The organism is Pseudomonas sp. Os17, from assembly GCF_001547895.1.
Taxonomy (GTDB): domain Bacteria; phylum Pseudomonadota; class Gammaproteobacteria; order Pseudomonadales; family Pseudomonadaceae; genus Aquipseudomonas.
Window position 1 is genome coordinate 440,268 of sequence record NZ_AP014627.1, and the last position, 26,391, is coordinate 466,658.

Annotated in this window: 26 protein-coding genes and 1 pseudogene; 10 read left to right on the forward strand and 17 right to left on the reverse strand. The window is 62.6% G+C overall.

Annotation, left to right across the window (positions count from 1 at the left end; genetic code table 11):
- The first annotated feature begins 66 nt into the window (after nucleotides 1-66).
- The 7 genes from pip (at nucleotide 67) to POS17_RS02040 (ending at nucleotide 8,992) form a co-directional block, all read left to right on the forward strand.
- Complete coding sequence (gene pip, locus POS17_RS02010; RefSeq protein ID WP_060837132.1) at nucleotides 67-1,038, forward strand: prolyl aminopeptidase; 972 nt, start codon at nucleotides 67-69, stop codon at nucleotides 1,036-1,038.
- Nucleotides 1,035-1,472, forward strand: coding sequence for a D-aminoacyl-tRNA deacylase (gene dtd / locus POS17_RS02015; RefSeq protein WP_060837133.1), 438 nt, complete (start codon nucleotides 1,035-1,037; stop codon nucleotides 1,470-1,472). The genes pip and dtd overlap by 4 nt, the downstream gene beginning before the upstream one ends.
- 276 nt (nucleotides 1,473-1,748) lie before the next feature.
- Nucleotides 1,749-3,572 (forward strand): glucan biosynthesis protein G, encoded by a 1,824-nt coding sequence (locus tag POS17_RS02020; protein ID WP_060841865.1) that lies wholly within the window; start codon nucleotides 1,749-1,751, stop codon nucleotides 3,570-3,572.
- Nucleotides 3,565-6,135, forward strand: coding sequence for a glucans biosynthesis glucosyltransferase MdoH (mdoH, locus tag POS17_RS02025; RefSeq protein WP_060837134.1), 2,571 nt, complete (start codon nucleotides 3,565-3,567; stop codon nucleotides 6,133-6,135). The genes POS17_RS02020 and mdoH overlap by 8 nt, the downstream gene beginning before the upstream one ends.
- Before the next feature lie 224 nt (nucleotides 6,136-6,359).
- Nucleotides 6,360-7,157, forward strand: a complete 798-nt coding sequence (locus POS17_RS02030; RefSeq protein WP_060837135.1) for a transporter substrate-binding domain-containing protein — start codon at nucleotides 6,360-6,362, stop codon at nucleotides 7,155-7,157.
- Nucleotides 7,158-7,302: 145 nt separating this feature from the next.
- Nucleotides 7,303-8,265 (forward strand): amino acid ABC transporter permease, encoded by a 963-nt coding sequence (locus POS17_RS02035; protein WP_060837136.1) that lies wholly within the window; start codon nucleotides 7,303-7,305, stop codon nucleotides 8,263-8,265.
- The gene (locus POS17_RS02040) at nucleotides 8,258-8,992 is read left to right on the forward strand and encodes an amino acid ABC transporter ATP-binding protein (protein ID WP_060837137.1); all 735 of its coding nucleotides are present in this window, start codon (nucleotides 8,258-8,260) and stop codon (nucleotides 8,990-8,992) included. The genes POS17_RS02035 and POS17_RS02040 overlap by 8 nt, the downstream gene beginning before the upstream one ends.
- A gap of 63 nt (nucleotides 8,993-9,055) precedes the next feature.
- Here the strand turns inward: POS17_RS02040 and POS17_RS32545 are convergent, their stop codons facing one another.
- The 11 genes and pseudogenes from POS17_RS32545 to ubiE form a co-directional block, all read right to left on the reverse strand.
- The gene (locus POS17_RS32545) at nucleotides 9,056-9,928 is read right to left on the reverse strand and encodes a methyl-accepting chemotaxis protein (RefSeq protein WP_371920256.1); all 873 of its coding nucleotides are present in this window, start codon (nucleotides 9,926-9,928) and stop codon (nucleotides 9,056-9,058) included.
- Nucleotides 9,929-9,961: 33 nt separating this feature from the next.
- Nucleotides 9,962-10,972, reverse strand: a pseudogene (locus tag POS17_RS32550) (methyl-accepting chemotaxis protein); the annotation flags it as partial.
- 123 nt (nucleotides 10,973-11,095) lie between these two features.
- Nucleotides 11,096-11,803, reverse strand: coding sequence for a 16S rRNA (uracil(1498)-N(3))-methyltransferase (locus POS17_RS02050; RefSeq protein ID WP_060837139.1), 708 nt, complete (start codon nucleotides 11,801-11,803; stop codon nucleotides 11,096-11,098).
- On the reverse strand, nucleotides 11,800-12,594 hold the full coding sequence (gene tatC, locus POS17_RS02055) for a twin-arginine translocase subunit TatC (RefSeq protein WP_060837140.1): 795 nt from the start codon (nucleotides 12,592-12,594) through the stop codon (nucleotides 11,800-11,802). Before tatC ends, POS17_RS02050 begins: the two co-directional genes overlap by 4 nt.
- Nucleotides 12,591-13,043, reverse strand: a complete 453-nt coding sequence (gene tatB, locus POS17_RS02060) for a Sec-independent protein translocase protein TatB (protein ID WP_060837141.1) — start codon at nucleotides 13,041-13,043, stop codon at nucleotides 12,591-12,593. The genes tatC and tatB overlap by 4 nt, the downstream gene beginning before the upstream one ends.
- A gap of 10 nt (nucleotides 13,044-13,053) precedes the next feature.
- Complete coding sequence (locus POS17_RS02065; RefSeq protein ID WP_011058797.1) at nucleotides 13,054-13,335, reverse strand: twin-arginine translocase TatA/TatE family subunit; 282 nt, start codon at nucleotides 13,333-13,335, stop codon at nucleotides 13,054-13,056.
- A gap of 25 nt (nucleotides 13,336-13,360) precedes the next feature.
- The gene (locus POS17_RS02070) at nucleotides 13,361-13,693 is read right to left on the reverse strand and encodes a phosphoribosyl-ATP diphosphatase (RefSeq protein ID WP_060837142.1); all 333 of its coding nucleotides are present in this window, start codon (nucleotides 13,691-13,693) and stop codon (nucleotides 13,361-13,363) included.
- A gap of 1 nt (nucleotide 13,694) precedes the next feature.
- Entirely contained in the window at nucleotides 13,695-14,087 is a 393-nt protein-coding gene (hisI, locus tag POS17_RS02075; protein ID WP_060837143.1) for a phosphoribosyl-AMP cyclohydrolase, read from the reverse strand.
- Between the two features lie 80 nt (nucleotides 14,088-14,167).
- Nucleotides 14,168-15,772, reverse strand: a complete 1,605-nt coding sequence (gene ubiB, locus POS17_RS02080; protein ID WP_060837144.1) for a ubiquinone biosynthesis regulatory protein kinase UbiB — start codon at nucleotides 15,770-15,772, stop codon at nucleotides 14,168-14,170.
- The gene (locus POS17_RS02085; protein ID WP_060837145.1) at nucleotides 15,769-16,392 is read right to left on the reverse strand and encodes a ubiquinone biosynthesis accessory factor UbiJ; all 624 of its coding nucleotides are present in this window, start codon (nucleotides 16,390-16,392) and stop codon (nucleotides 15,769-15,771) included. Before POS17_RS02085 ends, ubiB begins: the two co-directional genes overlap by 4 nt.
- Nucleotides 16,392-17,162 (reverse strand): bifunctional demethylmenaquinone methyltransferase/2-methoxy-6-polyprenyl-1,4-benzoquinol methylase UbiE, encoded by a 771-nt coding sequence (ubiE, locus tag POS17_RS02090; RefSeq protein ID WP_011058802.1) that lies wholly within the window; start codon nucleotides 17,160-17,162, stop codon nucleotides 16,392-16,394. The genes POS17_RS02085 and ubiE overlap by 1 nt, the downstream gene beginning before the upstream one ends.
- Nucleotides 17,163-17,317: 155 nt before the next feature.
- Between ubiE and POS17_RS02095 the strand changes: the two genes are divergently transcribed.
- The 3 genes from POS17_RS02095 to POS17_RS02105 all read left to right on the forward strand — a co-directional run bounded on the left by POS17_RS02095 (nucleotide 17,318) and on the right by POS17_RS02105 (nucleotide 19,055).
- On the forward strand, nucleotides 17,318-17,593 hold the full coding sequence (locus tag POS17_RS02095) for a polyhydroxyalkanoic acid system family protein (RefSeq protein ID WP_060837146.1): 276 nt from the start codon (nucleotides 17,318-17,320) through the stop codon (nucleotides 17,591-17,593).
- A gap of 201 nt (nucleotides 17,594-17,794) precedes the next feature.
- Entirely contained in the window at nucleotides 17,795-18,217 is a 423-nt protein-coding gene (locus POS17_RS02100) for a phasin family protein (RefSeq protein WP_060837147.1), read from the forward strand.
- Between the two features lie 10 nt (nucleotides 18,218-18,227).
- Nucleotides 18,228-19,055: a phasin family protein gene (locus POS17_RS02105; RefSeq protein ID WP_060837148.1), complete on the forward strand. Its 828-nt coding sequence runs from the start codon at nucleotides 18,228-18,230 to the stop codon at nucleotides 19,053-19,055.
- A gap of 81 nt (nucleotides 19,056-19,136) precedes the next feature.
- On the opposite strand, the gene POS17_RS02110 is transcribed toward POS17_RS02105, so the two are convergent.
- From POS17_RS02110 to hslU, 6 genes are all read right to left on the reverse strand, one after another.
- Nucleotides 19,137-19,757: a TetR/AcrR family transcriptional regulator gene (locus POS17_RS02110; RefSeq protein WP_060837149.1), complete on the reverse strand. Its 621-nt coding sequence runs from the start codon at nucleotides 19,755-19,757 to the stop codon at nucleotides 19,137-19,139.
- Nucleotides 19,758-19,821: 64 nt separating this feature from the next.
- A complete protein-coding gene (gene phaC / locus POS17_RS02115) occupies nucleotides 19,822-21,504 on the reverse strand; it encodes a class II poly(R)-hydroxyalkanoic acid synthase (protein WP_060837150.1) in 1,683 nt (560 codons plus the stop codon).
- Nucleotides 21,505-21,612: 108 nt separating this feature from the next.
- A complete protein-coding gene (gene phaZ / locus POS17_RS02120) occupies nucleotides 21,613-22,473 on the reverse strand; it encodes a poly(3-hydroxyalkanoate) depolymerase (protein ID WP_060837151.1) in 861 nt (286 codons plus the stop codon).
- 130 nt (nucleotides 22,474-22,603) lie between these two features.
- A complete protein-coding gene (gene phaC / locus POS17_RS02125) occupies nucleotides 22,604-24,283 on the reverse strand; it encodes a class II poly(R)-hydroxyalkanoic acid synthase (protein ID WP_060837152.1) in 1,680 nt (559 codons plus the stop codon).
- A 258-nt stretch (nucleotides 24,284-24,541) separates the two neighbouring features.
- Nucleotides 24,542-24,919, reverse strand: a complete 378-nt coding sequence (locus POS17_RS02130; protein WP_016962743.1) for a gamma-butyrobetaine hydroxylase-like domain-containing protein — start codon at nucleotides 24,917-24,919, stop codon at nucleotides 24,542-24,544.
- 79 nt (nucleotides 24,920-24,998) lie between these two features.
- Nucleotides 24,999-26,336 carry an ATP-dependent protease ATPase subunit HslU gene (hslU, locus tag POS17_RS02135; RefSeq protein ID WP_060837153.1) on the reverse strand — a complete coding sequence of 446 codons (1,338 nt, stop codon included), beginning with the start codon at nucleotides 26,334-26,336 and terminating at the stop codon, nucleotides 24,999-25,001.
- Between the last annotated feature and the right edge of the window lie 55 nt (nucleotides 26,337-26,391).

Below are 26,391 nucleotides of genomic sequence, written 5' to 3' on the forward strand. Positions count from 1 at the left end.
ATGATGCCGAACGGCAGAATAAATGAAGTCCCACCAGGGATGAACCCGACCTCCACGGAGCGCGTAATGCAGACTTTGTACCCGCAGATCAAACCCTATGCCCGGCACGATCTGGCCGTCGACGAGCGCCATGTGCTGTATGTCGACGAAAGCGGTTCACCGGAAGGGTTGCCGGTGGTGTTCATTCATGGCGGGCCGGGGGCCGGCTGCGATGCGTCCAGCCGCTGCTACTTCGATCCGAACCTGTACCGTATCGTCACCTTCGACCAGCGCGGTTGCGGGCGCTCCACCCCTCACGCCAGCCTGGAAAACAACACCACCTGGGACCTGGTGGCCGACCTTGAGCGGATTCGCCAGCACCTGGGCATCGACAAATGGGTGCTGTTTGGCGGCTCCTGGGGTTCGACCCTGGCCCTGGCCTACGCGCAAACCCATCCCGATCGGGTGCTGGGGCTGATCGTGCGCGGGATCTTCCTGGCCCGTCCCCAGGAAATCCAGTGGTACTACCAGTGTGGCGCCAGCCGCCTGTTCCCCGACTACTGGCAGGACTATGTGGCGCCGATTCCCCTGGAGGAGCGTCACGATCTGGTCAGCGCCTTCCACAAACGCCTGACCGGCACCGACCAGATCGCCCAGATGCATGCGGCCAAGGCCTGGTCGGGCTGGGAAGGGCGCACCGCGACCCTGCGTCCCAATCCGTTGGTGGTGGACCGTTTCTCCGAGCCGCAGCGAGCGCTGTCGATCGCCCGGATCGAATGCCATTACTTCATCAACAATGCGTTCCTCGAACCCGACCAGCTGATCCGCGACATGGGCAAGATCGCCCATCTGCCCGGGGTCATCGTCCATGGTCGCTACGACGTGATCTGCCCGCTGGACAATGCCTGGGAGCTGCATCAGGCCTGGCCCAACAGCGAGCTGCAGGTGATTCGCGACGCCGGTCACGCCGCTTCCGAACCGGGCATCACCGATGCTCTGGTGCGTGCCACTGATCAGATGGCACGTCGCCTCCTCGATCTGCCGCCCGAAGAAGCATGAAGGGGCTGTTGCAACGCGTAACCGGCGCGCGGGTCGAGGTGGCCGGGGAAATCGTCGGTGCTGTGGACCAGGGGTTGCTGGTGCTGGTGGCGGTGGAGCCCGAGGACACTCGGGCCAGCGCCGACAAACTTCTGCATAAGCTGCTTAACTATCGGGTGTTCAGCGATGCTGAAGGCAAGATGAACTTGTCCCTGAGCGATGTGCAGGGCGGCTTGCTGCTGGTGTCGCAGTTCACCCTGGCAGCGGACACCAAGAGCGGGTTGCGCCCGAGCTTCTCCACGGCTGCGCCGCCGGCCCTTGGCGAGGCGCTTTTTGACTATCTGGTAGTGAAGGCGCAACAGTTGCATGGCAAAGTGGCATCAGGGCGTTTCGGCGCGGACATGCAGGTGCATCTGGTCAATGACGGCCCGGTAACCTTCCTGTTACAGACCTGAAAACGCCTGAAACAGCTTTTTCCACCGAATTGCGGCGCAAACAGCTGTTTTTCGCGATAAATACTTTGTTACCCCTGATGCGTTGTAACGCGGGCTACTAGATAATCGCGCGCTACGGGGATCAGCGTTCGTTGGTCCATTTTGACTTAAGTAGAGACTTGTCCACGGCCGCTTGGGGAATCATTTAGCCCCATCGGAGTCGGAACAATGCTCGCCAACCTGGCATATAGATAGCTGGCCGTTGGTTTTTTGATCTGTTTTCGGCGAGGGTTGCTCGTGATTGTTAGTCCCTGTAATGCACCAAACTTGTTTGCCAAACGGTTACGAAACGCACTGGTGACGGGCTCTGCGCTGGTCTGCCTGTTCGGTGCCGGTCAACTCATGGCATTCAATCTGGATGATGTGTCGGCCAAGGCCAAGGACCTGGCCGGGCAGAAGTACGAGGCCCCGCGCAGTAACCTGCCGAACGAGTTCCGTGAGATGAAGTTCGCGGACTACCAGAAAATCCGCTTCCTCAGCGAAAAAGCCGAATGGGCCGATCAGAAGACCCCGTTCAAGCTGTCGTTCTATCACCAGGGCATGCACTTCGACACGCCGGTGAAGATCAACGAGATCAGCGCCAACACCGTATCCGAGATCAAGTACGACCCGAACCGTTTCGATTTCGGCGACGTGAAGTTCGATCCCAAGGCCACCGAGAAGCTCGGCTATGCCGGTTTCCGCGTGCTGTACCCGATCAACAAGGCTGACAAGCAAGACGAAATCATGACCATGCTCGGCGCCAGCTACTTCCGCGTCGTTGGCAAGGGCCACACCTATGGCCTGTCCGCCCGGGGCCTGGCAATCGACACCGCCTTGCCGTCCGGCGAAGAGTTCCCGCGTTTCAGCGAGTTCTGGATCCAGCAGCCCAAGCCGACCGACAAGCACCTGGTGATCTACGCCCTGCTGGACTCGCCACGGGCCACCGGTGCCTATCGCCTGACCCTGCGTCCGGGCGCCGACACTATCGTCGACGTCAAGGCCCGGGTGTTCCTGCGGGACAAGGTCGGCAAGCTGGGCCTGGCCCCGCTGACCAGCATGTACCTGTTCGGCGCCAACCAGCCGTCGAAAGTCCTCAACTACCGTCGCGAGCTGCATGACTCCAGCGGCCTGTCGATCCATGCCGGCAATGGCGAGTGGATCTGGCGTCCGCTGAACAACCCGAAACACCTGGCCGTGAGCAACTTCTCGGTGGAAAACCCGCGTGGTTTCGGCCTGCTGCAGCGTGGCCGCGACTTCAGCCATTATGAAGACCTCGACGACCGCTACGACAAGCGTCCGAGCGCCTGGATCGAGCCGAAGGGCGACTGGGGCAAGGGCACCGTCGACCTGGTAGAGATCCCGACCGCGGACGAAACCAACGACAACATCGTGGCCTTCTGGAACCCGGAAAAACAGCCGGAGCCAGGCCAGCCGCTTGACTACGCCTACCGCCTGCACTGGACCATCGACGAAGCTGCCCTGCATTCCCCGGACAGCGCCTGGGTGCAACAGACCCTGCGTTCCACCGGTGACGTCAAGCAGTCCAACCTGATCCGTCAACCCGATGGCAGCGTGGCTTACCTGGTGGACTTCCAGGGCCCGTCCCTGGCGGCATTGCCGGAGAACGCCGAAGTTCGCAGCCAGGTCAGTGTCGGTGACAACGCCGAACTGGTGGAAAACAGCGTGCGCTACAACCCGGAAACCAAGGGCTGGCGCCTGACCCTGCGGATGAAGATCAAGGACGCGAGCAAGTCCACCGAGATGCGCGCCGCCCTGGTCCGTGACATTGCGCAGCCCGAGCCGGCCAAGGCGTCGATGCCGAACTCCAACTCTTCTGTGGCCAAGGCCGACAAGCTCGCCGCCAAGCAGCAGGAGAAGAAGGACAAGGAAGCCGCCGCAGCGGCCGCCAAACAGGCTGAAGCCAAGCCGGTCAAGGATGCCAAGAGCACCAAGGACAAGGACCACAAAGACGCCAAGCAGCCTGCTGCTGCCGAAGCGGCCCCTGCCACACCGGAACCGGTTAAAACTGAACAAGTCCTGACCGAGACCTGGAGCTATCAGTTGCCTGCCGATGAGTAACTCTCAACTACAGCCAGAGTCTCTTGCCGAGTACCTGGCGCACCTGCCGATGTCGGACCAGCAGCGCGCGGAACTCGCGGGCTGCCAGTCCTTCAGCGAATTGCACCAACGCCTGTCGTCCAGCACCTTCGACGCCCCCACCGATGCCGCCCAGGCCTCGGTGGGCCAGCGCCTGAACATGAGCACCGCCGCCGAACTTGAAGAAGCGGAAATGCTCGGTGTCGACGCCGAAGGCCGGGTCTGCCTCAAGGCCACGCCGCCCATCCGCCGTACCAAGGTGGTACCGGAGCCGTGGCGCACCAATATCCTGGTGCGTGGCTGGCGGCGCCTGACCGGGCGCAGCAACCCGCCAGCGCCGAAGAAGGACGAACGCGTGCTGCCGGCTGCCCGCTGGCGCACCGTGGGTTCGATCCGTCGCTACATCCTGCTGCTGTTGATGCTTGGCCAGACCATCGTCGCCGGCTGGTACATGAAAGGCATCATGCCGTACCAGGGCTGGTCGTTCGTCGACCTGGAAGAGGTCATGCATCAGCCGCTGATGCAGACCGCCCAGCAAGTGCTGCCCTATGCCTTGCAGACCAGCATCCTGATTCTGTTCGGGATTCTCTTCTGCTGGGTGTCGGCCGGTTTCTGGACCGCCCTGATGGGCTTCCTGGAACTCTTGACCGGTCACGACAAGTACCGCATTTCCGGGGCCAGCGCCGGCAACGAGCCGATCCCCAAGGATGCGCGCACCGCCCTGGTCATGCCGATCTGCAACGAAGACGTGCCGCGGGTGTTTGCCGGCCTGCGGGCGACCTTCGAGTCGGTGGCAGCCACCGGCGACCTGGACCGCTTCGACTTCTTCGTCTTGAGCGACAGTAACGACAGCGATATCTGCGTCGCCGAGCAGCAGGCCTGGCTGGATGTCTGCCGCGAAGCCAAGGGCTTCGGCAAGATCTTCTATCGCCGGCGCCGGCGCCGGGTGAAACGCAAGAGCGGCAACCTCGACGACTTCTGCCGTCGCTGGGGCGGCGACTACAAATACATGGTGGTGCTCGACGCCGACAGCGTGATGAGCGGCGAATGCCTGACCAGCCTGGTACGCCTGATGGAAGCCACGCCGGACGCGGGGATCATCCAGACCGCGCCACGGGCCTCGGGCATGGACACGCTGTATGCGCGCATGCAGCAGTTCGCCACCCGGGTCTACGGCCCGCTGTTCACCGCCGGCCTGCACTTCTGGCAGTTGGGTGAATCCCACTACTGGGGCCATAACGCGATCATCCGCATGCAGCCGTTCATCGAGCACTGCGCCCTGGCGCCGTTGCCCGGCAAAGGCGCCTTCGCCGGTGCGATCCTGTCCCACGACTTCGTCGAAGCCGCGCTGATGCGCCGTGCCGGTTGGGGCGTGTGGATTGCCTATGACCTGCCGGGCAGCTACGAAGAGCTGCCGCCGAACCTGCTGGACGAGCTCAAGCGTGACCGTCGCTGGTGCCACGGCAACCTGATGAACTTCCGCCTGTTCCTGGTCAAGGGCATGCACCCGGTGCACCGCGCGGTGTTCCTCACCGGGGTGATGTCCTACCTGTCGGCGCCGCTGTGGTTCTTCTTCCTGGTGCTGTCCACGGCCCTGCTGGCGGTCAACACCCTGATGGAGCCGCAGTACTTCCTCGAACCACGGCAGCTGTATCCGCTGTGGCCGCAGTGGCACCCGGACAAGGCCATCGCGCTGTTCTCCACCACCATCGTGCTGCTGTTCCTGCCGAAGCTCCTGAGCATCATCCTGATCTGGGCCAAGGGCGCGAAAGAGTTCGGCGGCAAGTTCAAGGTGACCCTGTCGATGCTCCTGGAGATGCTGTTCTCCATGCTGCTGGCGCCGGTGCGGATGATTTTCCACACCCGTTTCGTTCTGGCCGCGTTCCTTGGCTGGGCCGCGACCTGGAACTCGCCGCAGCGTGACGACGACTCCACGCCATGGAGCGAAGCGGTGCGCCGCCATGGTCCGCAGACCCTGCTGGGCTTCTGCTGGGCACTGCTGGTGATCTGGCTGAACCCGAGCTTCCTTTGGTGGCTGGTGCCGATCGTCGGTTCGCTGATGCTGTCGATCCCGGTGTCGGTGATTTCCAGCCGGGTCGGCCTGGGCCTGAAGTCCCGTGACGAGAGCCTGTTCCTGATCCCCGAGGAATACGCTCCGCCCCAGGCGCTGCTGGCCACCGACCAGTACACCCACGAGAACCGCTGGCACGCGCTCAACGACGGCTTTATCCGGGCCGTGGTCGATCCGCAGCAGAACGCCCTGGCCTGTGCCCTGGCGACGTCCCGTCACACCCAGGCCGAGCCGATCGAATGGCTGCGTCAGGAGCGGGTGCGCCATGCCCTGAAAGCCGGTCCGGCGGCCTTGAACAACAGCGAGCGCCTGGCGCTGTTGAGCGATCCGGTGGCCCTGGGACGCCTGCACGAGCAGGTCTGGAGCGAGGGGCACAGCGAATGGCTGAGCGCCTGGCGCCAGTCGGTGGATACCGATCCCCATGCTCCCCTGCTGCCGTTGCAGCCGCTGAACGCGGCGCCGCAACCCGCCTGAAGCCAACGCCCTTGAGCTCCTGCTCAAGGGCGTTTTGCTGTATGCGGCCAATAGTCTCCATCCCCTGGGCAAGCAACAAAAATCCTTGTGCAAATGGCCGAGTGCGTTAGCATCGCACCCGCAAATTTCTGTGCGTGATCGATAACGCCTTGATCGTCGAAGACTTTCCTTTCCGGGCCCGCCGCGTGCAGACACCACAATAAAATGGCTTCAGGGGACTTGAGATGAAGAAGTATCTTTCGCTGCTGCTGGCAGGCGCTGCCGCCCTGCTGGCGGTCAATACCGCCCAGGCCGGCGCCATCGATGATGCGGTCAAGCGCGGCACGCTGAAAGTCGGCATGGACCCGACCTACATGCCGTTCGAAATGACCAACAAGCGTGGCGAAATCATCGGCTTCGAAGTCGATCTGCTCAAGGCCATGGCCAAGTCCATGGGGGTCAAGCTGGAGATGGTTTCCACCGGCTATGACGGCATCATCCCGGCCCTGCTGACCGACAAGTTCGACATGATCGGCAGCGGCATGACCCTGACCCAGGAACGCAACCTGCGCCTGAACTTCAGCGAGCCCTTCATCGTGGTCGGCCAGACCCTGCTGATCCGCAAGGAGCTGGAAGGCACCATCAAGTCCTACAAGGACCTGAACAGCGCCGATTACCGCATCACCTCCAAGCTGGGCACCACCGGTGAAATGGTTGCCAAGAAGCTGATCGCCAAGGCCAAGTACCACGGCTACGACAACGAGCAGGAAGCGGTGCTGGACGTGGTCAATGGCAAGGCCGACGCCTTCATCTATGACGCCCCGTACAACGTGGTGGCCGTCAACAAAGTGGGCAATGGCAAGCTGGTGTTCCTCGACAAGCCGTTCACCTACGAGCCGCTGGCCTTCGGCCTGAAGAAGGGCGATTACGACAGCATCAACTTCATCAACAACTTCCTGCACCAGATTCACGAAGACGGCACCTACGATCGCATCCATGACAAGTGGTTCAAGAGCACCGAGTGGCTCAAGGACATGGAATAGGCGTCAGGCAACTGATTTGCGGTTGATCGCGAGCAAGCTCGTTCCTACAGGGCGTACAGCGTTTTTGTAGGAGCGAGCTTGCTCGCGATGATGCCCACCCAGGCTCTGCCGAACCTCCCCGCTGCAACCCGCTGGAACCTGCAAAGTGAACAAACAGAAAAAAGCCCAATGGCCCTGGCACGTGCTGACCGTGCTGGTGCTGATCGGTCTGGCCGGCGCGCTGTACTACGCCACCTCGTTGATGTCCTACGAGTGGCGCTGGAACCGTGTCCCCCAGTACTTCGCCTATCAGGCTGAAGAGTCCCAGCGGGCGGCGGAGATCTCCACCGTCGCCGAGGTTGTGCGCCAGGGCGGCAAGGCTCAAGTCACCCTGCGCGGTGATTCGGGTGCCGAGCAGCATCTGAGCGTCGATGAAAGCAGCCTGCAAGTGGCCAACGGCGATGACGTGGGTGAGGGCGACGTCATCGGCGTAACCCGGCACTGGGCCGCGGGGCCGCTGTTGTGGGGCCTGTGGACCACCCTGTGGCTGTCGGTGGTGTCCGGGGTGCTGGGGTTGATCATCGGCCTGGGCACCGGCCTGTGCCGCCTGTCGAACAACCCGACCCTGCGCGACCTGTCGACGATCTATGTCGAACTGGTGCGCGGCACGCCGCTGCTGGTGCAGATCTTCATCTTCTATTTCTTCATCGGCACGGTGCTCAACCTGTCCCGGGAGTTCGCCGGGATCGCCGCACTGTCGCTGTTCACCGGGGCCTATGTGGCGGAGATCGTCCGTGCCGGGGTGCAGTCCATCGCCCGCGGGCAGAACGAGGCCGCCCGCTCCCTGGGGCTCAGCGCCGGCCAGTCGATGCGTCATGTGGTGCTGCCCCAGGCCTTCAAGCGGGTGCTGCCGCCCCTGGCCGGGCAGTTCATCAGTCTGGTCAAGGACACCTCGCTGGTGTCGGTGATCGCCATCACCGAGCTGCTCAAGAGCGGTCGGGAAGTCATCACCACCTCGTTCTCGCCGTTCGAGATCCTGTTCTGTGTGGCGGGCCTGTATTTGTTGATCAACCTGCCGCTGTCGAAGATGGCCAGCCGGCTTGAGCGGAGGCTCGCGCAAAGTGATTGAAGTCCGCGATCTGGTAAAAGTCTTCGACACCCGCGGCCAGGTGGTGCGCGCGGTGGATAACGTCACCACCCGAGTGGCCAAGGGCGAGGTGCTGGTGGTGATCGGTCCTTCCGGTTCCGGCAAGTCGACCTTCCTGCGCTGCCTCAACGGCCTGGAAGAGTTCGACTCGGGCTCGGTGAGCATCGACGGCCTGCAACTGGCCGATCCCAAGACCGACGTGAACGCCTATCGCCGGGAAGTCGGCATGGTGTTTCAGCATTTCAACCTGTTTCCCCACATGACCGTGCTGGAAAACCTCTGCCTGGCGCAGAAGGTGGTGCGCAAGCGAGGCAAGCAGGAGCGCGAGGTCAAGGCCCTGGCGCTGCTGGAGAAGGTCGGTATCGCGCAGAAGGCCCATGAGTTTCCTTCACGGCTTTCCGGCGGTCAGCAGCAGCGGGTGGCGATTGCCCGGGCCCTGGCGATGGAGCCCAAGGTGATGCTGTTCGATGAGCCGACCTCGGCCCTGGACCCGGAAATGGTCGGCGAGGTGCTGGACGTGATGAAGACCCTGGCCCTGGAAGGCATGACCATGGTTTGCGTCACCCACGAAATGGGTTTCGCCCGGGAAGTGGCGGATCGGGTGCTGTTCTTCGATCACGGCAAGCTGCTGGAAGATGCGGCGCCGGATGTCTTCTTCGAGGCGCCGAAAGACCCGCGGGCCCAGGCTTTCCTGCGTCAGGTGCTGTAAGGCCTGTGCCGACAGGCCGGCTCCTGCATTTCCCTGTAGGAGCCGGCTTGCCGGCGAAGCGGCTCAGACCCGGAAGCGCCCCACCAGGCTCTGCAAGTGAATCCCCAACCGCGCCAGCTCGGCGCTGGAGGCCGCGGTTTCCTCGCTGGCCGATGATGTCTGTTCGGACACATCCCGCACATTCAACACACTGCGATTGATCTCTTCGGCGACGGCACTCTGCTGCTCGGCGGCGGCGGCGATCTGCTGGTTCATCGCCTGGATCGCCGACACGGTGCGGGTGATGTTCTCCAGGGAACCGCCGGCCCGGCGGGTCAGCTCGACGCTGCTGTCGCTCAGACTGCGGCTGGTGTCCAGGGTGCTGGCCACTTGCTGGGTGCCGCTTTGCAGGCCGACGATCAGCTCGGCGATTTCTTCGGTGGATTGCTGGGTGCGTTGGGCCAGGCTGCGCACCTCGTCCGCAACCACGGCGAAACCACGTCCGGCCTCGCCCGCGCGGGCGGCCTCGATGGCGGCGTTGAGGGCCAGCAGGTTGGTCTGCTGGGCCACGGATTTGATCACGTCCAGCACGCTGCCGATCTTGTCGCTTTCCTGCTTGAGGTGGCCCATGGCTTCGGTGGAGTTGCCCACCTCGCTGGCCAGGCGCTCGATCTGGGCGATGGCTTCGTTGACCACCCGATCACCTTCGCGTGCCTGCTGGTCGGCGGCTACTGCGGCCTCCGACGCCTCTTCGGCGTTGCGCGCCACTTCCTGCACCGTGGCGGCCATTTCATTCATGGCGGTGGCCACTTGGTCGGTCTCGACTTTCTGGCTGTTGACCCCGGCGCTGGTCTGCTCGGTGACGGCGGACAGCTGTTCGGCGGCGCTGGCGATCTGGGTCACGCCGTCGCTGATACCGCCGATCAGCTCCCGCAGGCCCAGGGTCATGCGCTGCATGGCGCGTTGCAGCTGGCCCAGTTCGTCGCGGCGATCGACTGTCAGGTCCTGGCTGAGGTCGCCGGAAGCCACGCGCTCGGCGGCCTTGAGGGTCTGTTGCAAGGGCTGGATGATCTGCCGGGTGATGGCCCAGGCAGCGACCATGCCGAATACCAGCGCCAGTAGCGTGGCGATCAGCAGGGTGCTCTTGGCCTGGCCGGCCTCGCTGTCACGCTTGGCGGTCTGAGCGGTGGTCAGTTGCTTGCTCAGGGTCATCAGGTGGTCGCCCTGGGTGGCCATGCGCTTGAGGGCGGCGGCGCTGGCTTCCTCGGAGTCGCTGAAGGCACTGACCGCGGCGCGGTAGGTCTTGAGCGAGTCGCTGGCCTGTTGCAGGTTGGTGATGTGCTGTTCCGGCAGGCGCGAGGGCAGGCCGGTGAGGTTGTTCAGGGCGTTGTCGATGGCGTCCAGGGCCGGCTGCTTGGCCTCGGGCTTGGCGCTGTAGGTGTAGCCGCGAACCTGGAAGCGTGCCTGCTGGATCAGCCTGGAAAGTTCGATGACGTTGTTGAACTGGGCCACGCTGTCGCCTTGCAGCAGCGATTTCTCGACTTCGGCTACCCGGGCTGCGGCGTTGTCCGCGCTGGCGCCGAGCTGGGAGCGGGCGGCTTCGCGGGCGGCGGTGGCGCGGGTCATGTCGTTGAAGGCCCGGTGATACTCGGCAACGGCTTCCAGCTGCTGCTCGAGCATCGCGATGCTCTCGGGTTGCTGCAACTGTTGGCGGGCAGCCTGCAGGCCTTCGTCGAGCTGCTGGAGTATGCCGTTGACGGCATCGGGACCTTGTTCGCCATGGAGCATCTCGTAGTTGAGGCGAGCGATGCGCAGGTCCTTGGTCATGGCGTAGAGGGTGGAGATGTTACCCAGCTTATCGCCACGATCGATGACCCCCGCCAAGCCCGTCCAGCCGGTGGCGGTGATCAACAGGGTCAGCAGCAGTACCAGGCCGAAGCCGATGCCGAGCTTGAGGCTGACGCTCAGGTTTCCCAGGTTTTTGGCTAGCCAACCGTACATGCTGCGAACTCCCTATTAGCAATATGGCTTAACCATAGGCTATCGGCGGGAACCCTGGATTCTGTAGCGGTAATGGCGGTTTGATATTGCTCGCGACAGACCCGGCTGTGGCCGGGTCCATCCTCAGAACAGGCGGGCGAGAAGGGCGGTGACGGCGGTTTCCACCCGCAGGATGCGTTCGCCCAGTTGCACCGGTTGCAATCCGGCCTTGCCCAGCAGGTCGATCTCGTAGGGAATCCAGCCGCCTTCCGGGCCGATGGCCAGTGTCACCGGTCGATCCACGTCGCGTGGGCAGGGCGGGTACTGGCCCGGGTGACCCACCAGTCCCAGGGTTCCGGCGCAGAGGGTCGGCAAGCGGTCCTCGACGAAGGGCTTGAAGCGTTTCTCGATCAGCACTTCGGGCAGCACGCTGTCGCGTGCCTGCTCCAGGCCAAGGATCAGTTGTTCGCGAATGGCTTCGGGTTCAAGGAACGGGGTCTGCCAGAAGCTCTTCTCGACCCGGTAGCTATTGACCAGCACCAGCCGCGGCACACCCATGGTGGCGACGGTCTGAAACACCCGGCGCAGCATTTTCGGCCGCGGCAGGGCCAGCACCAGGGTCAGTGGCAGCTTGGCCGGTGGCGCTTGCTCCAGGCTGATTTGCAGTTCGGCTTCGGCTGTTTCCAGGCGCAGGACCCGGGCGCTGCCCATCAAGCCGCCGATGCGCCCCACGCGCAGGCTGTCGCCCACGGCTACCCGATGCACTTCCTGCATGTGGGTCAGGCGTCGATCGCGCAGCACCACGCGGTCGGCCGCGATGAAGTCGGCCTCCTCCAGAAGCAGCAGGTTCACGCTTGGGTCGCTGGCGGCTGGTCGTTGTGATCGTCGGCCGGGGCGTCGTCCGGATGCTCGCCGCGCTTGCTGATCAGCCCGCCGAACAGCACGCCGATCTCGAACAGCAGCCACATGGGCACGGCCAGCAGGGTCTGGGAGAAGATGTCCGGCGGCGTGAGGATCATGCCCACCACGAAGCAGCCGATGATCACGTAAGGCCGGATCTTCTTCAGGTAGGCCACGTTGACCACGCCGATCCACACCAGCAGGACCACGGCCACCGGGATCTCGAAGGCCACGCCGAAGGCGAAGAACAGGGTCATGACGAAATCGAGGTAGCTGGTGATGTCGGTCATCATTTCCACGCCGGCCGGGGTGGCGGCAGCGAAGAACTTGAAGATCAGCGGGAACACCAGGAAGTAGGCGAAGGCCATGCCGACGTAGAACAGCAGGATGCTCGACACCAGCAAGGGCACGGCAATGCGTTTCTCGTGCTTGTACAGACCGGGTGCGATAAAGCCCCAGATCTGGTGCAGGATCACCGGAATGGCCAGGAACAGCGAGACCATCATGGTCAGCTTCAGCGGCGTCAGGAACGGCGAGGCGACGTCGGTGGCGATCATCGTCGCGCCGACCGGCAGGTACTGGCGCAGTGGCGTGGAGACGATGGTGTAGATCTGCTGGGTGAAGGCGAACAACCCGGCGAAGATGATGAAGATCGCCGCTACGCAGCGCAGCAGGCGGGTACGCAGCTCGGTGAGGTGCGACACCAGCGGCATGTGTTGGTCGTTCTCTGGGATATCGCTCATGGTGCTCGCGGCGGCAAGGTGGAGTCGTGGGTGGCCGTGGTGGCGGGTGTTGCCACCGGGGCCGCTGGCTCTGCGGTCGGTGCCGATGTCGGTGTCGCGGGGGCGGGCACCTCGCTGGCTGGCGAGGCTTCGGCCTGCGGCGCGGTGCCTGGCGCGTGGATCGTCTGCTCGGCCACCGGTTCCACCGGAGTCGGTTGCTGCTGGGTCGGGGCGAGGATCTTCCGCGCCTCCTGTTCCAGGGACAGAATGTGCTCGTTGTGCAGTTGCCGACGAATTTCATCGGCCCCGATTTCACGTTCAACTTCCTGTTTTATCGCGTTGAAGCTGCGCTTGAGGCGCCCGACCCACAGGCCGGCGGTGCGCGCAGCGCCGGGCAGGCGCTCGGGGCCGAGCACCAGCAGGGCCACCAGGCCCACCAGCAGCAGTTCAGAGAAGCTGATACCAAACATTAGTCAGTGCTCACGAGTCTTTGCGGGTCGGCTCTTCGACTTTCTGGGCCTGCACGTCGATGGTGTGCGGCTGGTTCAGCGGTGCGCTTTGCTGGGGCTGAACCGGTGGCACCGGTTGGGCCGCTGGAGGAACCACTGGCTCGGCCGGTTTTTCGTCGTCGTTCATGGCCTTGCGGAAGCCCTTGATCGACTCGCCGACGTCGGTGCCCAGGTTCTTGAGTTTCTTGGTGCCGAATACCAGTACCACGACCACCAGGATGACGATCCAGTGTTTCCAGTCAAAAATGCCCATGCTGCGTTTCCTCTTAGAAAGTTGTTCAGGCGGACGGGCGCGAGGCTTTCTCGGCGTGTCCGGACAGACCGAAGCGGCGGTCCAGCTCATCGAGCACGGCCTGGGGATGCTGCCCCAGCTGCGCCAGCATGACCATGGTGTGGAACCACAGGTCCGCGGTTTCGTAGATCAGGTCGCTGCAGTCGCCGCTGATGGCGGCGTCCTTGGCGGCGATGATGGTTTCCACCGACTCTTCGCCGACCTTTTCCAGGATCTTGTTCAGGCCCTTGTGATACAGGCTGGCGACGTAGGAGCTGTCGGCTGCGGCGTCTTTGCGCTCTTCCAGCACCTGGGCCAGACGGGTGAGGGTATCGCTCATGTCAGTGTCCTGCAGAATAAATCGCGTGCGGGTCCTTGAGGACCGGTTCGACGGTTTTCCACTCGCCGTCTTCGTAGACGCGGTAGAAACAGCTGTGGCGGCCGGTGTGACAGGCGATGTCGCCGATCTGCTCGACCATCAGGATGATCACGTCGGCGTCGCAGTCCAGGCGCATTTCATGCAGTTTCTGCACGTGCCCGGACTCTTCGCCCTTGCGCCATAGCTTGCCACGGGAACGTGACCAATAGATGGCGCGGTGCTCGGCGGCGGTCAGGCTCAGGGCCTCGCGGTTCATCCAGGCCATCATCAGCACGCGCCCGGTCTTGTGGTCCTGGGCGATGGCCGGCACCAGGCCGTCTGCGTCCCATTTGATCTGGTCCAGCCAATCTTTCATGTTCGACTCCGACAACCGGGCGCAACCCGCTGGTGGCGCCTCGGCGATTGCGACAGTTTGCCAGCAGGTCGCGCCACTGGCTATCGGCGCACGATCAGATACAGACCCACTGCGATCATCACGCCGGCCGGCCAGTGCCCCAGTTCCTGCAGCGGGCCGCCGGCGGCCAGAACGGCGCCGCCGCCCAGATGGGCAGTGCCCAGCAAGCGCAGGAACCAGTCGTCCTTGCGTCGGTGCCAGGGGGCCGGCGGATCGGCGGCGTGGGGCTGCGACATGCGTTCCAGCAGGTCGCGGGTCATGTTGGCCAGATGCGGCAGTTGCTCGATCTGGCTGTGGATATTGCCGAGCACGGCCTTGGGGCTGACCCGCTCGCGCATCCAGCGTTCGAGGAAGGGTTGCGCGGTGTTCCACAGGTCCAGGTCCGGGTACAGCTGGCGGCCCAGGCCTTCGATATTGAGCAGGGTCTTCTGCAGCAGCACCAGTTGTGGCTGCACTTCCATGTTGAAGCGCCGGGCGGTCTGGAACAGGCGCATCAGCACCTGACCGAAGGAAATATCCTTCAGCGGCTTTTCGAAGATCGGCTCGCACACGGTGCGGATCGCCGCCTCGAATTCGTTGAGCTTGGTTTCTGCCGGGACCCAGCCGGAGTCGATGTGCAACTGGGCCACGCGACGGTAGTCGCGCTTGAAGAAGGCGAACAGGTTGCGTGCCAGGTAGTCCTGGTCTTCCGGGGTCAGGCTGCCGACGATGCCGCAGTCGATGGCGATGTACTGCGGGCTCCAGGGCTGCACGGTGCTGACGAAGATGTTGCCCGGGTGCATGTCGGCGTGGAAGAAACTGTCGCGGAACACCTGGGTGAAAAAGATCTCCACGCCGCGCTCGGCAAGCATCTTCATGTCGGTACGCTGGTCGGCCAGGGTCGCCAGGTCGGTCACCTGAATGCCGTAGATGCGCTCCATCACCAGCACTTTAGGCCGGCACCAGTCCCAGTAGACCTGGGGCACATACAGCAGCGGCGAGCCTTCGAAGTTGCGCTTGAGCTGGCTGGCGTTGGCCGCCTCGCGCAGCAGGTCGAGCTCGTCGTAGATGGTTTTCTCGTAGTCGCTGACCACGTCCACCGGATGCAGCAGGCGCGCGTCGGCGGAGAGCTTTTCCGCGGCGCGGGCGAGGATGAACAGCCATGCCAGGTCCTGGGCGATGATCGGCTTGAGCCCGGGGCGAATCACCTTGACCACCACTTCTTCACCGGTCTTGAGCTTGGCGGCGTGAACCTGGGCCACCGAGGCCGAGGCCAGGGGTTCGATGTCGAAGCGGCTGAACACGTCGCTGATCTTCTTGCCCAGTTGCTCCTCGATCAGGGCCACGGACTTTTGCGAGTCGAAGGGCGGCACCCGATCCTGCAGCAGCATCAGCTCGTCGGCGATGTCTTCCGGCAGCAGGTCACGGCGGGTGGAGAGGATCTGCCCGAACTTGATGAAGATCGGGCCCAGGTCCTGCAGCGCCAGGCGCAGGCGGGCTCCGCGGCTCAGGTCCAGCGGTTTGCGCGGGAACCAGCGCCAGGGCAGGGCAAAGCGCAGGGCCAGGAGAAACCAGGGCAGGGGCAGGGCGAACAGCAGGTCATCGAGGCGGTAGCGGATCACGACGCGCTGGATGCGCAACAGACGGCGGACGGCAAGCAGCTTCATGCGTTATCGCTTGGGTCAAGGGAGCGGGAAAGGCGCTCGAAGCGCGCCTCGAGACGTTCCAGGTCGAGTTTGGCCTGATCCAGCTCGCGAAAGCGCGCTTCGGCTTCGCGCTGACCCACCAGGGTCCGCGACTCTTCGGCAAGGAATTCGGCAAGGTTCTGATTCAGGCTGGCAAAGCCCTGTTGATACCAGCGTGCACGGCTGCGCACATGGCCACTGAACAGCTGGGTGGCCACCGGCCCCAGCCAGCGCGACAGTTCGTATTCCCAGTCCAGCTCCAGATCCTGGAGGATGGCTGCCAGGTCCAGCAGCACGCCGCTGTCGCCTTCCAGCTCCACGTCCGGCGCGTGCAGAACAGCGGTCTTGTCCTTGCTCAGGGCCAGGCGTACCAGGCTCGATGCCGGCGCGCGGAGGATGCAGTCAGGGTCGGCGGCCCACTGGCTGGCCAGTATCAGGCCTTCATCGCTGGGCAGGATGAACAGCTGCAATGCCGGGCTGCGGCAGTCGACGGCGATCACCTTGCCATTGAGGTGCTGCAGGCGCGGAAGGGCCGTGCTGTCCAGACGCAGCACCCGGTTGATGCCGGTCTCGACGCTGGCGAGCAGGCCGCTGAGCAACATCAGGGCTTGATGCCGCGGTGCAGGGCGACGATGCCTGCGGTCATGTTGTGATAGGTCACGCGGTCGAAACCGGCCTCGACCATCATCGACTTCAGGGTTTCCTGGTTGGGGTGCATGCGGATCGATTCGGCCAGGTAGCGGTAGCTTTCCGAATCGTTGGTGATCAGCTTGCCGGCCAGGGGCATGAAGGCGAACGAATAGGCGTCGTAGACCTTGGACATCAGGGCGTTGGTCGGCTTGGAGAATTCCAGCACCAAGAGGCGGCCACCGGGCTTGAGCACCCGCAGCATGGAGCGCAGGGCATCTTCTTTGTGGGTGACGTTGCGCAAGCCGAAGGCGATGGTCACGCAGTCGAAATGGTTGTCCGGGAACGGCAGTTTTTCCGCATCGGCCTGGACGAATTCGACGTTGCCAGCCACACCCAGGTCCAGCAGGCGGTCACGGCCGACCTTGAGCATGGATTCGTTGATGTCCGCCAGCACCACTTGGCCGGTAGGCCCCACCAGGTGCGAAAAGCGCTTGGTCAGATCGCCCGTGCCACCGGCGATATCCAGCACGCGGTTGCCGGCGCGCACGCCGGAGAGCTCGATGGTGAAGCGTTTCCACAAACGGTGCATGCCGCCCGACAGTACGTCGTTCATCAGGTCGTACTTGGCCGCTACCGAGTGGAACACCTCTGCGACTTTTTCCGCTTTCTGGCTTTCAGGAACGTTCTTGAAGCCGAAGTGCGTGGTGGGTTCGGCATCGCTGCCTTTGCGCTGATCAGTCATATCGCTGTCACCAAAAGAGAATGCGCGACATTCTAATCCCGGTGGCGGCCTTTGTCTTGGCAAGGCTGAATGTAAGATAGCGAACCGCCGGGACGTTTTGACGCACACAGGGTCAAGATGCTTCAGGCAAGTCCGCAAACAGCAGGAGTCCTTCGATGGCCCGTATTAGTGTTGAACGCGCCCATGGCCTGGGTAAGCAGGTAGCCCGTGAAAAGGCCGACAAACTGGCGCAGAAACTCGCCGATCAATATGGCCTGGAGCCGCAATGGGCGGGGGATACGCTGAACCTCAAGCGCTCCGGGGTCAAAGGCGCTGTGCATGTGGGTGAGGCGTCGATCCGGATCGATTTGGAACTGGGTCTGTTGATGTCGGCCATGAGCGGCACCATCAAGTCCGAAATTGAAAAAGCCCTGGACAAGGCCCTGGCCTGAGCCCCGATCCCCAGGCGCCGGCTTGCAGGCAAATCGCAGGCACTGCGACGGCGCCACGCTCAAGAGCCTCGCCGGCGAGCCGGCCCCTACATCAATTGATGACATTCGTTAGGGTGCCGATTCTAATTTTTCTCTCTAGGTTGTGCCTCAGGTCCTCGTTCCGAGGACAGTTCCTCAAACCTTCCGCGCGTGAGGTGCACCATGGCCAAAGTGATTCTGAAGAAAAAAGTTGATGTTCAATCGACTGCTCTGAGCGAAGTCAAATCCTATGCCCGCAAGATCTGGCTGGCTGGCCTGGGTGCCTACGCCAAAGTCGGTCACGAGGGCAGCGAATACTTCCAGGAGTTGATCAAGGCCGGTCAATCCGTTGAAAAGAAAGGCAAAAAAGTTGTCACTGAACAACTTGAAGCGGCCAATAGTCAGATAGACAGCGTTAAAGGGGATGTCAGTACTCTTAAAGGCAAAGTCGAAGTGCAACTGGACAAGGTCGAAAAGGCCTTTGACACGCGCGTCGCCAGTGCCTTGAATCGCATCGGCATTCCGTCTAAACATGACGTCGAGACACTCTCTGCTAAGCTCGATGAGCTGACGGCGTTGCTCGAACGTGTCGCGCGTAAACATTAAGGAGAACGGGATGGCTGGTAAAAAGAATACTGAAAAAGAAGGCAGCTCGTGGATCGGGAAAGTCGAAGAGTACTCCCGTAAAATTTGGCTTGCTGGTTTAGGCGTGTACTCGAAAATCGATTCTGACGGCAGCAAGCTTTTCGAGACATTGGTCAAAGATGGTGAGAAAGCCGAGAAACTGACCAAGAGTGTAGTCGGCAAGAAAGTTGATGCCGCCAAAGACTCCGCCAGTTCGGCCAAGTCGCGCATCAGCGACGTCAAGGACCGCGCCCTGGGCAAGTGGGACGAACTGGAAGGCGCTTTCGACAAGCGTTTGAACAGTGCCATCTCGCGCCTGGGCGTACCGAGCCGCAATGAGGTGAAAGCGCTGCATGACAAGGTCGATACCCTGACCAAGCAGATTGAAAAACTCACAGGTGCCAAGGTTGCGCCGGTTGCGGCCAAAACCGCCGCTGCCAAGCCTGCGGCTAAACCTGCAGCCAAGCCTCTGGCCAAACCGGCGGCCAAAGCTGCAGCTAAACCCGCCGCCAAGCCCGCCGCGAAAACCGCTGCCGCCAAGCCGGCTGCCAAACCCGCTGCCAAGCCGGTTGCAGCAAAACCTGCGGCCAAGCCCGCCGCCAAGCCAGCGGTGAAAGCCGCCGCCAAACCCGCGGCCAAGCCGGCGGTGGCGAAAAAGCCTGCCGCCAAGAAGCCTGCCGCCAAGCCCGCGGTAGCGGCCAAGCCTGCAGCGCCAGCGCCGACGGCTTCGGCCAGTTCGGCAAACTCCGCCGCAGCCCCCAGCCCGGCGGTAGCGCCAACTGCTGCGCCAGCTCCAGCGACGCCAAGCAGCCAGTCCTGATTGCATCGGGCTCAAAGAACGCCCGGTCTGTAAAGGCCGGGCGTTTTTTATTGGGCCGCGTTCGGTACTCGCCAGGCCCGCCTATTCCTGTTCTTCCAGGTAGCGCAACGCCATCTGCTCGGTGGCCAGCTTCGCCGGCGGCAACAGGTGCGGTGCCACCAGCATCATGATCTGGTAGACCACCAGGCGCACTTCCCCCTCGCGATCAAGGATCCGCTGGTAATCCAGGGAGAACAGCAGGGTCAGGGTGATCTGCTCCACCAGTTGGCCCAAGGCCTGGGTCCCGCTGACCAGCTGTCCACGGGTCTTGAGTCGGGCCAGCAGCGAGGCCAGGGTCCGCTTGAGGGCGTTGAGCAGGTTGCGAATGCCCTTGGCCAGTTTCGGCAAGCGTCCCGCCAGGTTGGACAGATCCTGGAACAGGAAGCGGTAGTGGGCCAGGCGTTCGACAATCAGGTGCAGGAACAGCCAGTAGTCCTCCGGTGCCAGCCGGGCATCGGACGGTGGATCCAGCAGCGGTGTCAGCTCGTTCTGGAAACGTTCGAACAGGCCGAGCACCAGGGGCTCCTTGCCATGGAAGTGGTAGTAGAGGTTGCCGGGGCTGATGCCCATCTCATTGGCCACCTCCATGGTGGAGACATTGGGCTCGCCCTTCTGGTTGAACAGTTGCAGGGCACATTCGAGTATCCGGTCGCGGGTCTTCATCCTGACTTCTTGTCGGTCCATTGGCGGGCACGACTCCAGCATGGAGTCGTGGAGCAAAGTGTTTTCAGCGCACGCGCACGTAGGTGCCCGGAGCATCCTCCATGGGTGGATAGTTCTGATTGCCGAGGGTGGTCAGGGTTTCCCGCTGCGCTCCTGAGCGCTCCTGGACCCAGCTCAGCCACTGGCCCCACCAACTGCCGTCGACATGCTTGGCGTCGTAATACCAGGCTCGCGGATCGCTGCTGAGCTTGTGGTTTTCCACGTAGTTGGCCTTGGGGTTGCTCGGCGGATTGAGAATGCTCTGCACATGCCCGCTGTTGGACAGCACGAAGCGCCGCTCTCCGCCCAGCAGCAGGGTCGAGCGATACACCGCATCCCAGGGGGTGATGTGATCGTTGATGCCGGCCACGCTGAAGCTGTCCACCGTGACCTTCTGCAGATCGATCGGGGTGCCGCAGACTTCGAGTCCGCCTTCGTGGCTCAGCGGGTTGTGCTTGAAAAAGTCCAGCAGGTCGCCGTGCAAGGCGGCGGGCAGGCGGGTGCTGTCGTTGTTCCAGTAGAGAATGTCGAAGACTGGCGGCTCCTTGCCCAGCAGGTAGTTGTTGACCCAGTAGTTCCAGATCAGGTCGTTGGGACGCATCCAGGCAAACACCTTGGCCATGTCGCGGCCATCGAGCACCCCTTGCTGGTAGGAGCGACGCTTGGCCGCTTCCAGGGTTTTCTCATCGGCAAACAAGGTGGCCGGGCTGTCCAGCTGGCTGTCCAGCAGACTCACCAGGTAAGTGGCGCTGGCCACCCGGCGCAGCTGGCGCTTGGCCTGCAGGTGACCTTGCAGGGCGGCGATGGTCAGGCCGCCGGCGCAGGCACCTACCAGGTTGACTTCCCGACTGCCGGTGATGGCCCGGGCGACATTCAGTGCCTCTTCGGTAGCCTCTACGTAGCTCGACAGGCCCCACTCGCGATGGCGCACGTCCGGGTTGCGCCAGCTGATCATGAATACCTGCAGGCCGTTCTTCAGGGCGTACTGGACGAAGCTGTTGTGCGGGCTGAGGTCGAAGATGTAGTACTTGTTGATTTGCGGCGGCACGATCAGCAACGGCTTGGCGTACTGTTTTTCGCTCATGGGGCTGTACTGGATCAGTTCCAGCAGCTCGTTGCGAAACACCACCGAGCCTGGGGTCACGGCCAGGTTCTTGCCGATCTCGAAGGCGTGCTTGGTCACCTGGCTGGGCAGTCCGTTGTTGTGCAACAGGTCGTCCAGCAGGTTGCTGATGCCGCGCACCACGCTGTTGCCGCCGGTGTTGAAGATTTCCTTGAGGGCCAGGGGATTGAGCAGGGTGTTGGAGGGCGACACCGCGTCGTTGAGCAGGGAGAAGGCGAAGTGCGCCCGGGCCCGATCGTCCTCGTTCATGCCGCTGTCGTCGATCCAGTGCCGAACCTGCTTCTGCCAGCTGAGGTAGGCCTGCAAGCCTCGTTTGTAAAAGGGATTGAGGGTCCAGGCCGGGTCGGCGAAGCGGTTGTCCTTGGGGTTGGGTTTATGCAGGGTTTCCCCCAGCAGCACACGTCCCAGCTGGCCACCCAGGGCCAGGGTGTGGCGGGCGCTGTGCAACGGGTTGCGCAAACTGTGGGCCGCAATGCTGCGCAGTGTCGAGAGCAGATCCCGGCCGCGCAGACCGGTGATCGCGCTCTGTGCGTTGATGTAGGCCGCAGGGGCCGGAAGCGAACCCTGTGCAGGCTTGTCTTGCATGAGTCAACACTCCTTCGTCAAACCACTAACAAGCAGACCAATCCAAGACAGACAACATAGTCGCTCCTGGCCTTTCTTGCGCGCGACGATCCTGTCGGCAGCGTTGTTTTATTTCGTTGGGTGCGATGGCAGTGGATGCGGGTGCATCACGGCGCGTTGTCGCTCTTCCTGGAGGAATTTCATGATGATCGGGGCGACGGCCTCGGCCCGGGTGATCAGGAACAGGTGACCGTCGTCGATGATGTGCAGCTGCGCGTTGGGAATCCGCCAGGCCAGCATGCGCATGTTGATCAGGGGGATCAGCGGGTCATCGTCGCCGGCCAGCACCAGGGTCGGCTGGTGGATCTTGTGCAGCCAGTGGATGCTGGTCCAGCCCACTCCGGCGAACAGTTGCCAGTAGTAGCCCAGCTTGCCGGCCGAGCGGACCTTGGCTGCGTGTTCGGCGGCCAGGTTCGGATCGCGCCGGAAGGCACCGCCATAGATCAGCGGCGCGATGCGCATCACATGGGAAGGCTGCACGTAGCGCCGTGGACTGGCCATCATCCACAGCACCTTGGGCTTGCCGGGGACCATGAAGGCGCCGGCGGCGGTGGCCGCCAGTACCAGTTTCTTGCAGCGTTCGGGGTAGTCGTAGGCGAACTGCTGGGCCAGGGCTCCGCCCCAGGACACGCCCACGGCGTTGACCTGGCCGTAGTCCAGGTAATCGAGCATGCGGGCGGTCAGCTTGGCCAGGCCGGGAAAACGATAAGGCCGGCTTGGGGTCGAGGAGCCGCCCACGCCGGGGACGTCGAAGGCAATGACCTCCAGGTCCGGATCCAGGGCCTGGACAAAGGGAAAGACCAGCTCCAGGTTGGCGCCGATTCCGTTGAAGATCAGCAGCGGCGTCAAGTGCGGCTTGCCGGGGCGTACCGCCGTGCGGATGGTCTGTCCATCCAGATCAACGGTGCGAAAGATGAAAGAGTGTGGCATGCCGTAGCCCTGTGAATTGAACCATGGGCAACGCCGTCCTGGGCGTCGTCCGGATTTTCCGAGGCCGGGCCTCGTACCAAGCATAGGGCGTGGCGACGCCTCCTGGCGTCGCATCGTTCAATGCCCGGACTCAGCGCTCGTGGACGTAGGTCCCTGGTGCGGCCTCGGCGGCGGCGTACTTTTTGTTGCCCAGCGTGCTGGGGGCCGCTTTCAGCTCGCCGGAACGCTCCGCCTGCCAGGCTTGCCAGTGCAGCCACCAGGAATCGGTGTGCTTGATCGAGTTTTCCTGCCATTGATCGGGGCAGACGGGGATCTCGGTGCTGGTCATGTAGCGCGCCTTGGGATTGCCCGGCGGATTCAGGATGCTCTGGATATGCCCGCTGCTGGACAGCACGAACTCCACGTTGCCGCCAAACAGTTGCGCCGACTTGTAGCAGGACTTCCACGGGGTGATGTGATCGTTGGTGCCGGCCAGGGAAAAGATATCGGCGGTCACCTGTTTCAGGTCGATGGGTGTGCCGCACACTTCCAGTGCATTGGGGCGCACCAGGGGATTGTTTTTGAACATCTCGATCAGGTCGCCATGGAACGCTGCGGGCAGGCGGGTGGTGTCGTTGTTCCAGAACAGGATGTCGAACACCGGTGGTTCGTTGCCCAGCAGGTAGTTGTTGACCCAGTAGTTCCAGATCAGGTCGTTGGGGCGCATCCAGGCAAACACCTTGGCCATGTCGCGACCTTCGAGCACACCGGCCTGGTAGGAATGGCGCTTGGCCGCTTCCAGGGTCTGCTCGTCGACAAACAGCGCCACCTGGGTATCCAGGGTGGTGTCGAGGACGCTGACCAGCAGGGTCAGGGCATTGACCTTCTTTTCTCCGAGCGCGGCGTAGTGGCCCAGCAGCGCGGTACAGGTGATACCGCCGGAGCAGGCCCCGAGCATGTTCACATCCTTGCTGCCGGTGATGGCGGTGACCACGTCGACCGCCTCCTTCAGGGCCTCGATGTAGGTCGACAGGCCCCATCCCCTGTGTGCCTTGGTGGGGTTGCGCCAGCTGACAATGAAGGTCTGCACGTTGTTGCGCAGGCAGAAGCGCGCCAGGCTCTTGTCCGGGCTGAGGTCGAAGACGTAGAACTTGTTGATCTGGGGCGGCACCACCAGCAGCGGCCGCTCATACACCTGTTCGGTGATCGGCCGGTACTGGATCAGCTCCAGCACATCGTTGCGGAACACCACCGAACCTTCGCTGGTGCCGAGGTTCTTGCCTACTTCAAAGGCGTCCATGTTGACCTGGCTGGGCATGCCGCCGTTCTGCACCAGGTCCTTGGCCAGATGGGACAGGCCGTCCAGCAGGCTCTTGCCGCCGGTTTCGAAGAAGCGCTTGACCGCGGCGGGGTTGGCCATGCTGTTGGTCGGGGCCATGGCTTCGGTCATCAGGTTGATCACGAAGTGGCCGCGGCTGATGTCCTGATCGGACAGGTTGCTGTCGCCGATCCACTCGTGGAGCTCCTTGCGCCACGCCAGGTAGGTTTGCAGATAGCGTTTGTACAGCGGGTTCTGGCTCCAGGCCGGATCGTTGAAGCGACGGTCGTCGCTCTCCGGTTGCAGGGTCGATTTGCCGAATATCACGTTCTTCAGCTCAAGGCCGAAATGGGCGACATGCTTGACGCTGTGGATGGGTTGTTTAATGGCCTGGGTGAGCACCATTCGAGCAGAGGTAAGCAGATCCTTTCTACGCAAGCCGATGACCGGATTGAGCCCCAGTGTGTTTTCCGAGGCTTGGCGTTTCAGGTCATCGATATTCTTGTTACTCATCTACGACGCTCCATTGTCCTGAGACGAGTACCGGACCTGCTGTGCAGTCACACAGCACGATGCCAGGTACTACTGCTCGGGTGACCGTTGATTGCGTACCGCTGCTTTAAAAGTGCAGAGAACTCTGCAGGGAACTTGCCAGTTCCATTGGTTACCCGAGTTTAATTTTTTTCGCAAGCAGGCCATTCATTGGCCATACAGCCCAGCATTCAAACAGATGGAATTAGAAAATGCCCTCTAAACAGCCGGAGGCTCGGACTAGAGCATCAGCTTGATTATCGACTCATTCGGATCGCGGGATTTTCCGGCGGCTTTGAGCTCTGCCAGATAATCGCTCCACAGTTCGTCCTGACGCAGAGCCAACTGATACAGGTAGTCCCAGGTGAACAGTCCACTGTCATGGCCGTCGTCGAAGGTCAATTTCAGTGCGTACTGGCCAGCCGGTTCAACCTTGCTCAGGCCCACGCCGAGCTTGCCGAACTGCAGGATGGGTTTGCCGTGGCCCTGGACCTCGGCGGAGGGGGAGTGCACCCGCAGGAACTCTGCAGGCAAGTGATAGACCTCGTCCGGCCCGTAGGTCAGGGTCAGGGTTTTCGAGGCTTTGTGCAGGTTGATGCCAGAGGGGAGTTTAGTCATGAGGGCAGCTTAAAGCTGCAAGCTACAAGCTACAAGATGACCGCGATCAACTTGCAGCTTGAGGCTTAAAGCTTGTCGCTTAGAGGATATAGCGGGACAGATCTTCGTTCTGCGCCAATTCGCCCAGGTGGCTGTTGACGTAGGCCGCGTCGATGCGGATCGGCTCTTCGCTGTGGGCGCTGGCCAGGTCGCCGGCGCTGAACGACACCTCTTCCAGCAGGCGCTCGAGCAGGGTGTGCAGGCGACGGGCACCGATGTTCTCGGTCTTCTCGTTGACCTGCCAGGCAATCTCCGCCAGGCGCTTGATGCCTTCAGGCAGGAACTCGATGTTCAGGCCTTCGGTCTTGAGCAGCTCACGGTATTGCTCGGTCAGCGAAGCGTGAGGCTCGCTGAGGATGCGCTCGAAATCTTCCGGCGACAGGGCCTTGAGTTCGACGCGGATCGGCAGGCGCCCTTGCAGCTCCGGAACCAGGTCGCTGGGCTTGCTCAGGTGGAAGGCACCGGAAGCGATGAACAGGATGTGGTCGGTCTTGACCATGCCCAGCTTGGTGTTGACGGTGCAGCCTTCGATCAGGGGCAGCAGGTCGCGCTGCACGCCTTCGCGGGACACATCGACGCCGCCGGAGTTGCCGCGCTTGGCCACTTTGTCGATTTCGTCGATGAACACGATGCCGTGTTGCTCGACCGCTTCCAGGGCCTTGGTCTTCAACTCTTCGTCGTTGACCAGGCGGCTGGCCTCTTCATCCCGTACCAGCTTCAGCGCTTCCTTGACCTTGAGCTTGCGGCTCTTGCGCTTGCCCTTGCCCATGTTGGCGAACAGGTTCTGCAGCTGGTTGGTCATTTCTTCCATGCCCGGTGGCGCGGAGATGTCGACGCCGGTGACTTCCGCCACTTCGATCTCGATCTCCTTGTCGTCCAGCTGGCCTTCGCGCAGGCGCTTGCGGAACAGCTGGCGGGTGTTGGAGTCCTGGGCTGGCGCTTCATCGCTGCTGAAGCCCATGCGGGCCGGTGGCAGCAGGGCGTCGAGGATGCGTTCTTCGGCGGCGTCTTCGGCGCGGTGGCGAACCCGGATCATTTCCTGTTCGCGGAACATCTTGATCGCCGCATCGGCCAGGTCACGAATGATCGATTCGACGTCGCGACCGACATAACCGACTTCGGTGAACTTGGTGGCTTCGACCTTGATGAACGGTGCATTGGCCAGCTTGGCCAGGCGGCGGGCGATTTCGGTCTTGCCGACACCGGTGGGGCCGATCATCAGGATGTTCTTGGGCGTCACTTCAACGCGCAGTTCGGCCGGCAGTTGCATCCGGCGCCAGCGGTTGCGCAGGGCGATAGCGACGGCGCGCTTGGCATCGTCCTGGCCGATGATGTGGCGGTTGAGTTCGTGGACGATTTCGCGGGGTGTCATGGACATAGTAATTGGCGGTCCTCAAGCAAGAATGAATGCCGTGGCGCGAGCGCCGCAACAG

Excerpts from the sequence above, each read along its gene's own strand:
- pip (WP_060837132.1), top strand. The coding sequence starts at position 67 with ATGCAGACTTTGTACCCGCAGATCAAACCCTATGCCCGGCACGATCTG.
- dtd (WP_060837133.1), top strand. The coding sequence starts at position 1,035 with ATGAAGGGGCTGTTGCAACGCGTAACCGGCGCGCGGGTCGAGGTGGCC.
- mdoH (WP_060837134.1), top strand. The coding sequence starts at position 3,565 with ATGAGTAACTCTCAACTACAGCCAGAGTCTCTTGCCGAGTACCTGGCG.
- POS17_RS02030 (WP_060837135.1), top strand. The coding sequence starts at position 6,360 with ATGAAGAAGTATCTTTCGCTGCTGCTGGCAGGCGCTGCCGCCCTGCTG.
- POS17_RS32545 (WP_371920256.1), bottom strand. The coding sequence starts at position 9,928 with ATGCAGCGCATGACCCTGGGCCTGCGGGAGCTGATCGGCGGTATCAGC.
- tatC (WP_060837140.1), bottom strand. The coding sequence starts at position 12,594 with ATGAGCGATATCCCAGAGAACGACCAACACATGCCGCTGGTGTCGCAC.
- tatB (WP_060837141.1), bottom strand. The coding sequence starts at position 13,043 with ATGTTTGGTATCAGCTTCTCTGAACTGCTGCTGGTGGGCCTGGTGGCC.
- POS17_RS02065 (WP_011058797.1), bottom strand. The coding sequence starts at position 13,335 with ATGGGCATTTTTGACTGGAAACACTGGATCGTCATCCTGGTGGTCGTG.
- POS17_RS02070 (WP_060837142.1), bottom strand. The coding sequence starts at position 13,693 with ATGAGCGATACCCTCACCCGTCTGGCCCAGGTGCTGGAAGAGCGCAAA.
- hisI (WP_060837143.1), bottom strand. The coding sequence starts at position 14,087 with ATGAAAGATTGGCTGGACCAGATCAAATGGGACGCAGACGGCCTGGTG.
- ubiB (WP_060837144.1), bottom strand. The coding sequence starts at position 15,772 with ATGAAGCTGCTTGCCGTCCGCCGTCTGTTGCGCATCCAGCGCGTCGTG.
- POS17_RS02085 (WP_060837145.1), bottom strand. The coding sequence starts at position 16,392 with ATGTTGCTCAGCGGCCTGCTCGCCAGCGTCGAGACCGGCATCAACCGG.
- ubiE (WP_011058802.1), bottom strand. The coding sequence starts at position 17,162 with ATGACTGATCAGCGCAAAGGCAGCGATGCCGAACCCACCACGCACTTC.
- POS17_RS02095 (WP_060837146.1), top strand. The coding sequence starts at position 17,318 with ATGGCCCGTATTAGTGTTGAACGCGCCCATGGCCTGGGTAAGCAGGTA.
- POS17_RS02100 (WP_060837147.1), top strand. The coding sequence starts at position 17,795 with ATGGCCAAAGTGATTCTGAAGAAAAAAGTTGATGTTCAATCGACTGCT.
- POS17_RS02105 (WP_060837148.1), top strand. The coding sequence starts at position 18,228 with ATGGCTGGTAAAAAGAATACTGAAAAAGAAGGCAGCTCGTGGATCGGG.
- POS17_RS02110 (WP_060837149.1), bottom strand. The coding sequence starts at position 19,757 with ATGAAGACCCGCGACCGGATACTCGAATGTGCCCTGCAACTGTTCAAC.
- phaC (WP_060837150.1), bottom strand. The coding sequence starts at position 21,504 with ATGCAAGACAAGCCTGCACAGGGTTCGCTTCCGGCCCCTGCGGCCTAC.
- phaZ (WP_060837151.1), bottom strand. The coding sequence starts at position 22,473 with ATGCCACACTCTTTCATCTTTCGCACCGTTGATCTGGATGGACAGACC.
- phaC (WP_060837152.1), bottom strand. The coding sequence starts at position 24,283 with ATGAGTAACAAGAATATCGATGACCTGAAACGCCAAGCCTCGGAAAAC.
- POS17_RS02130 (WP_016962743.1), bottom strand. The coding sequence starts at position 24,919 with ATGACTAAACTCCCCTCTGGCATCAACCTGCACAAAGCCTCGAAAACC.
- hslU (WP_060837153.1), bottom strand. The coding sequence starts at position 26,336 with ATGTCCATGACACCCCGCGAAATCGTCCACGAACTCAACCGCCACATC.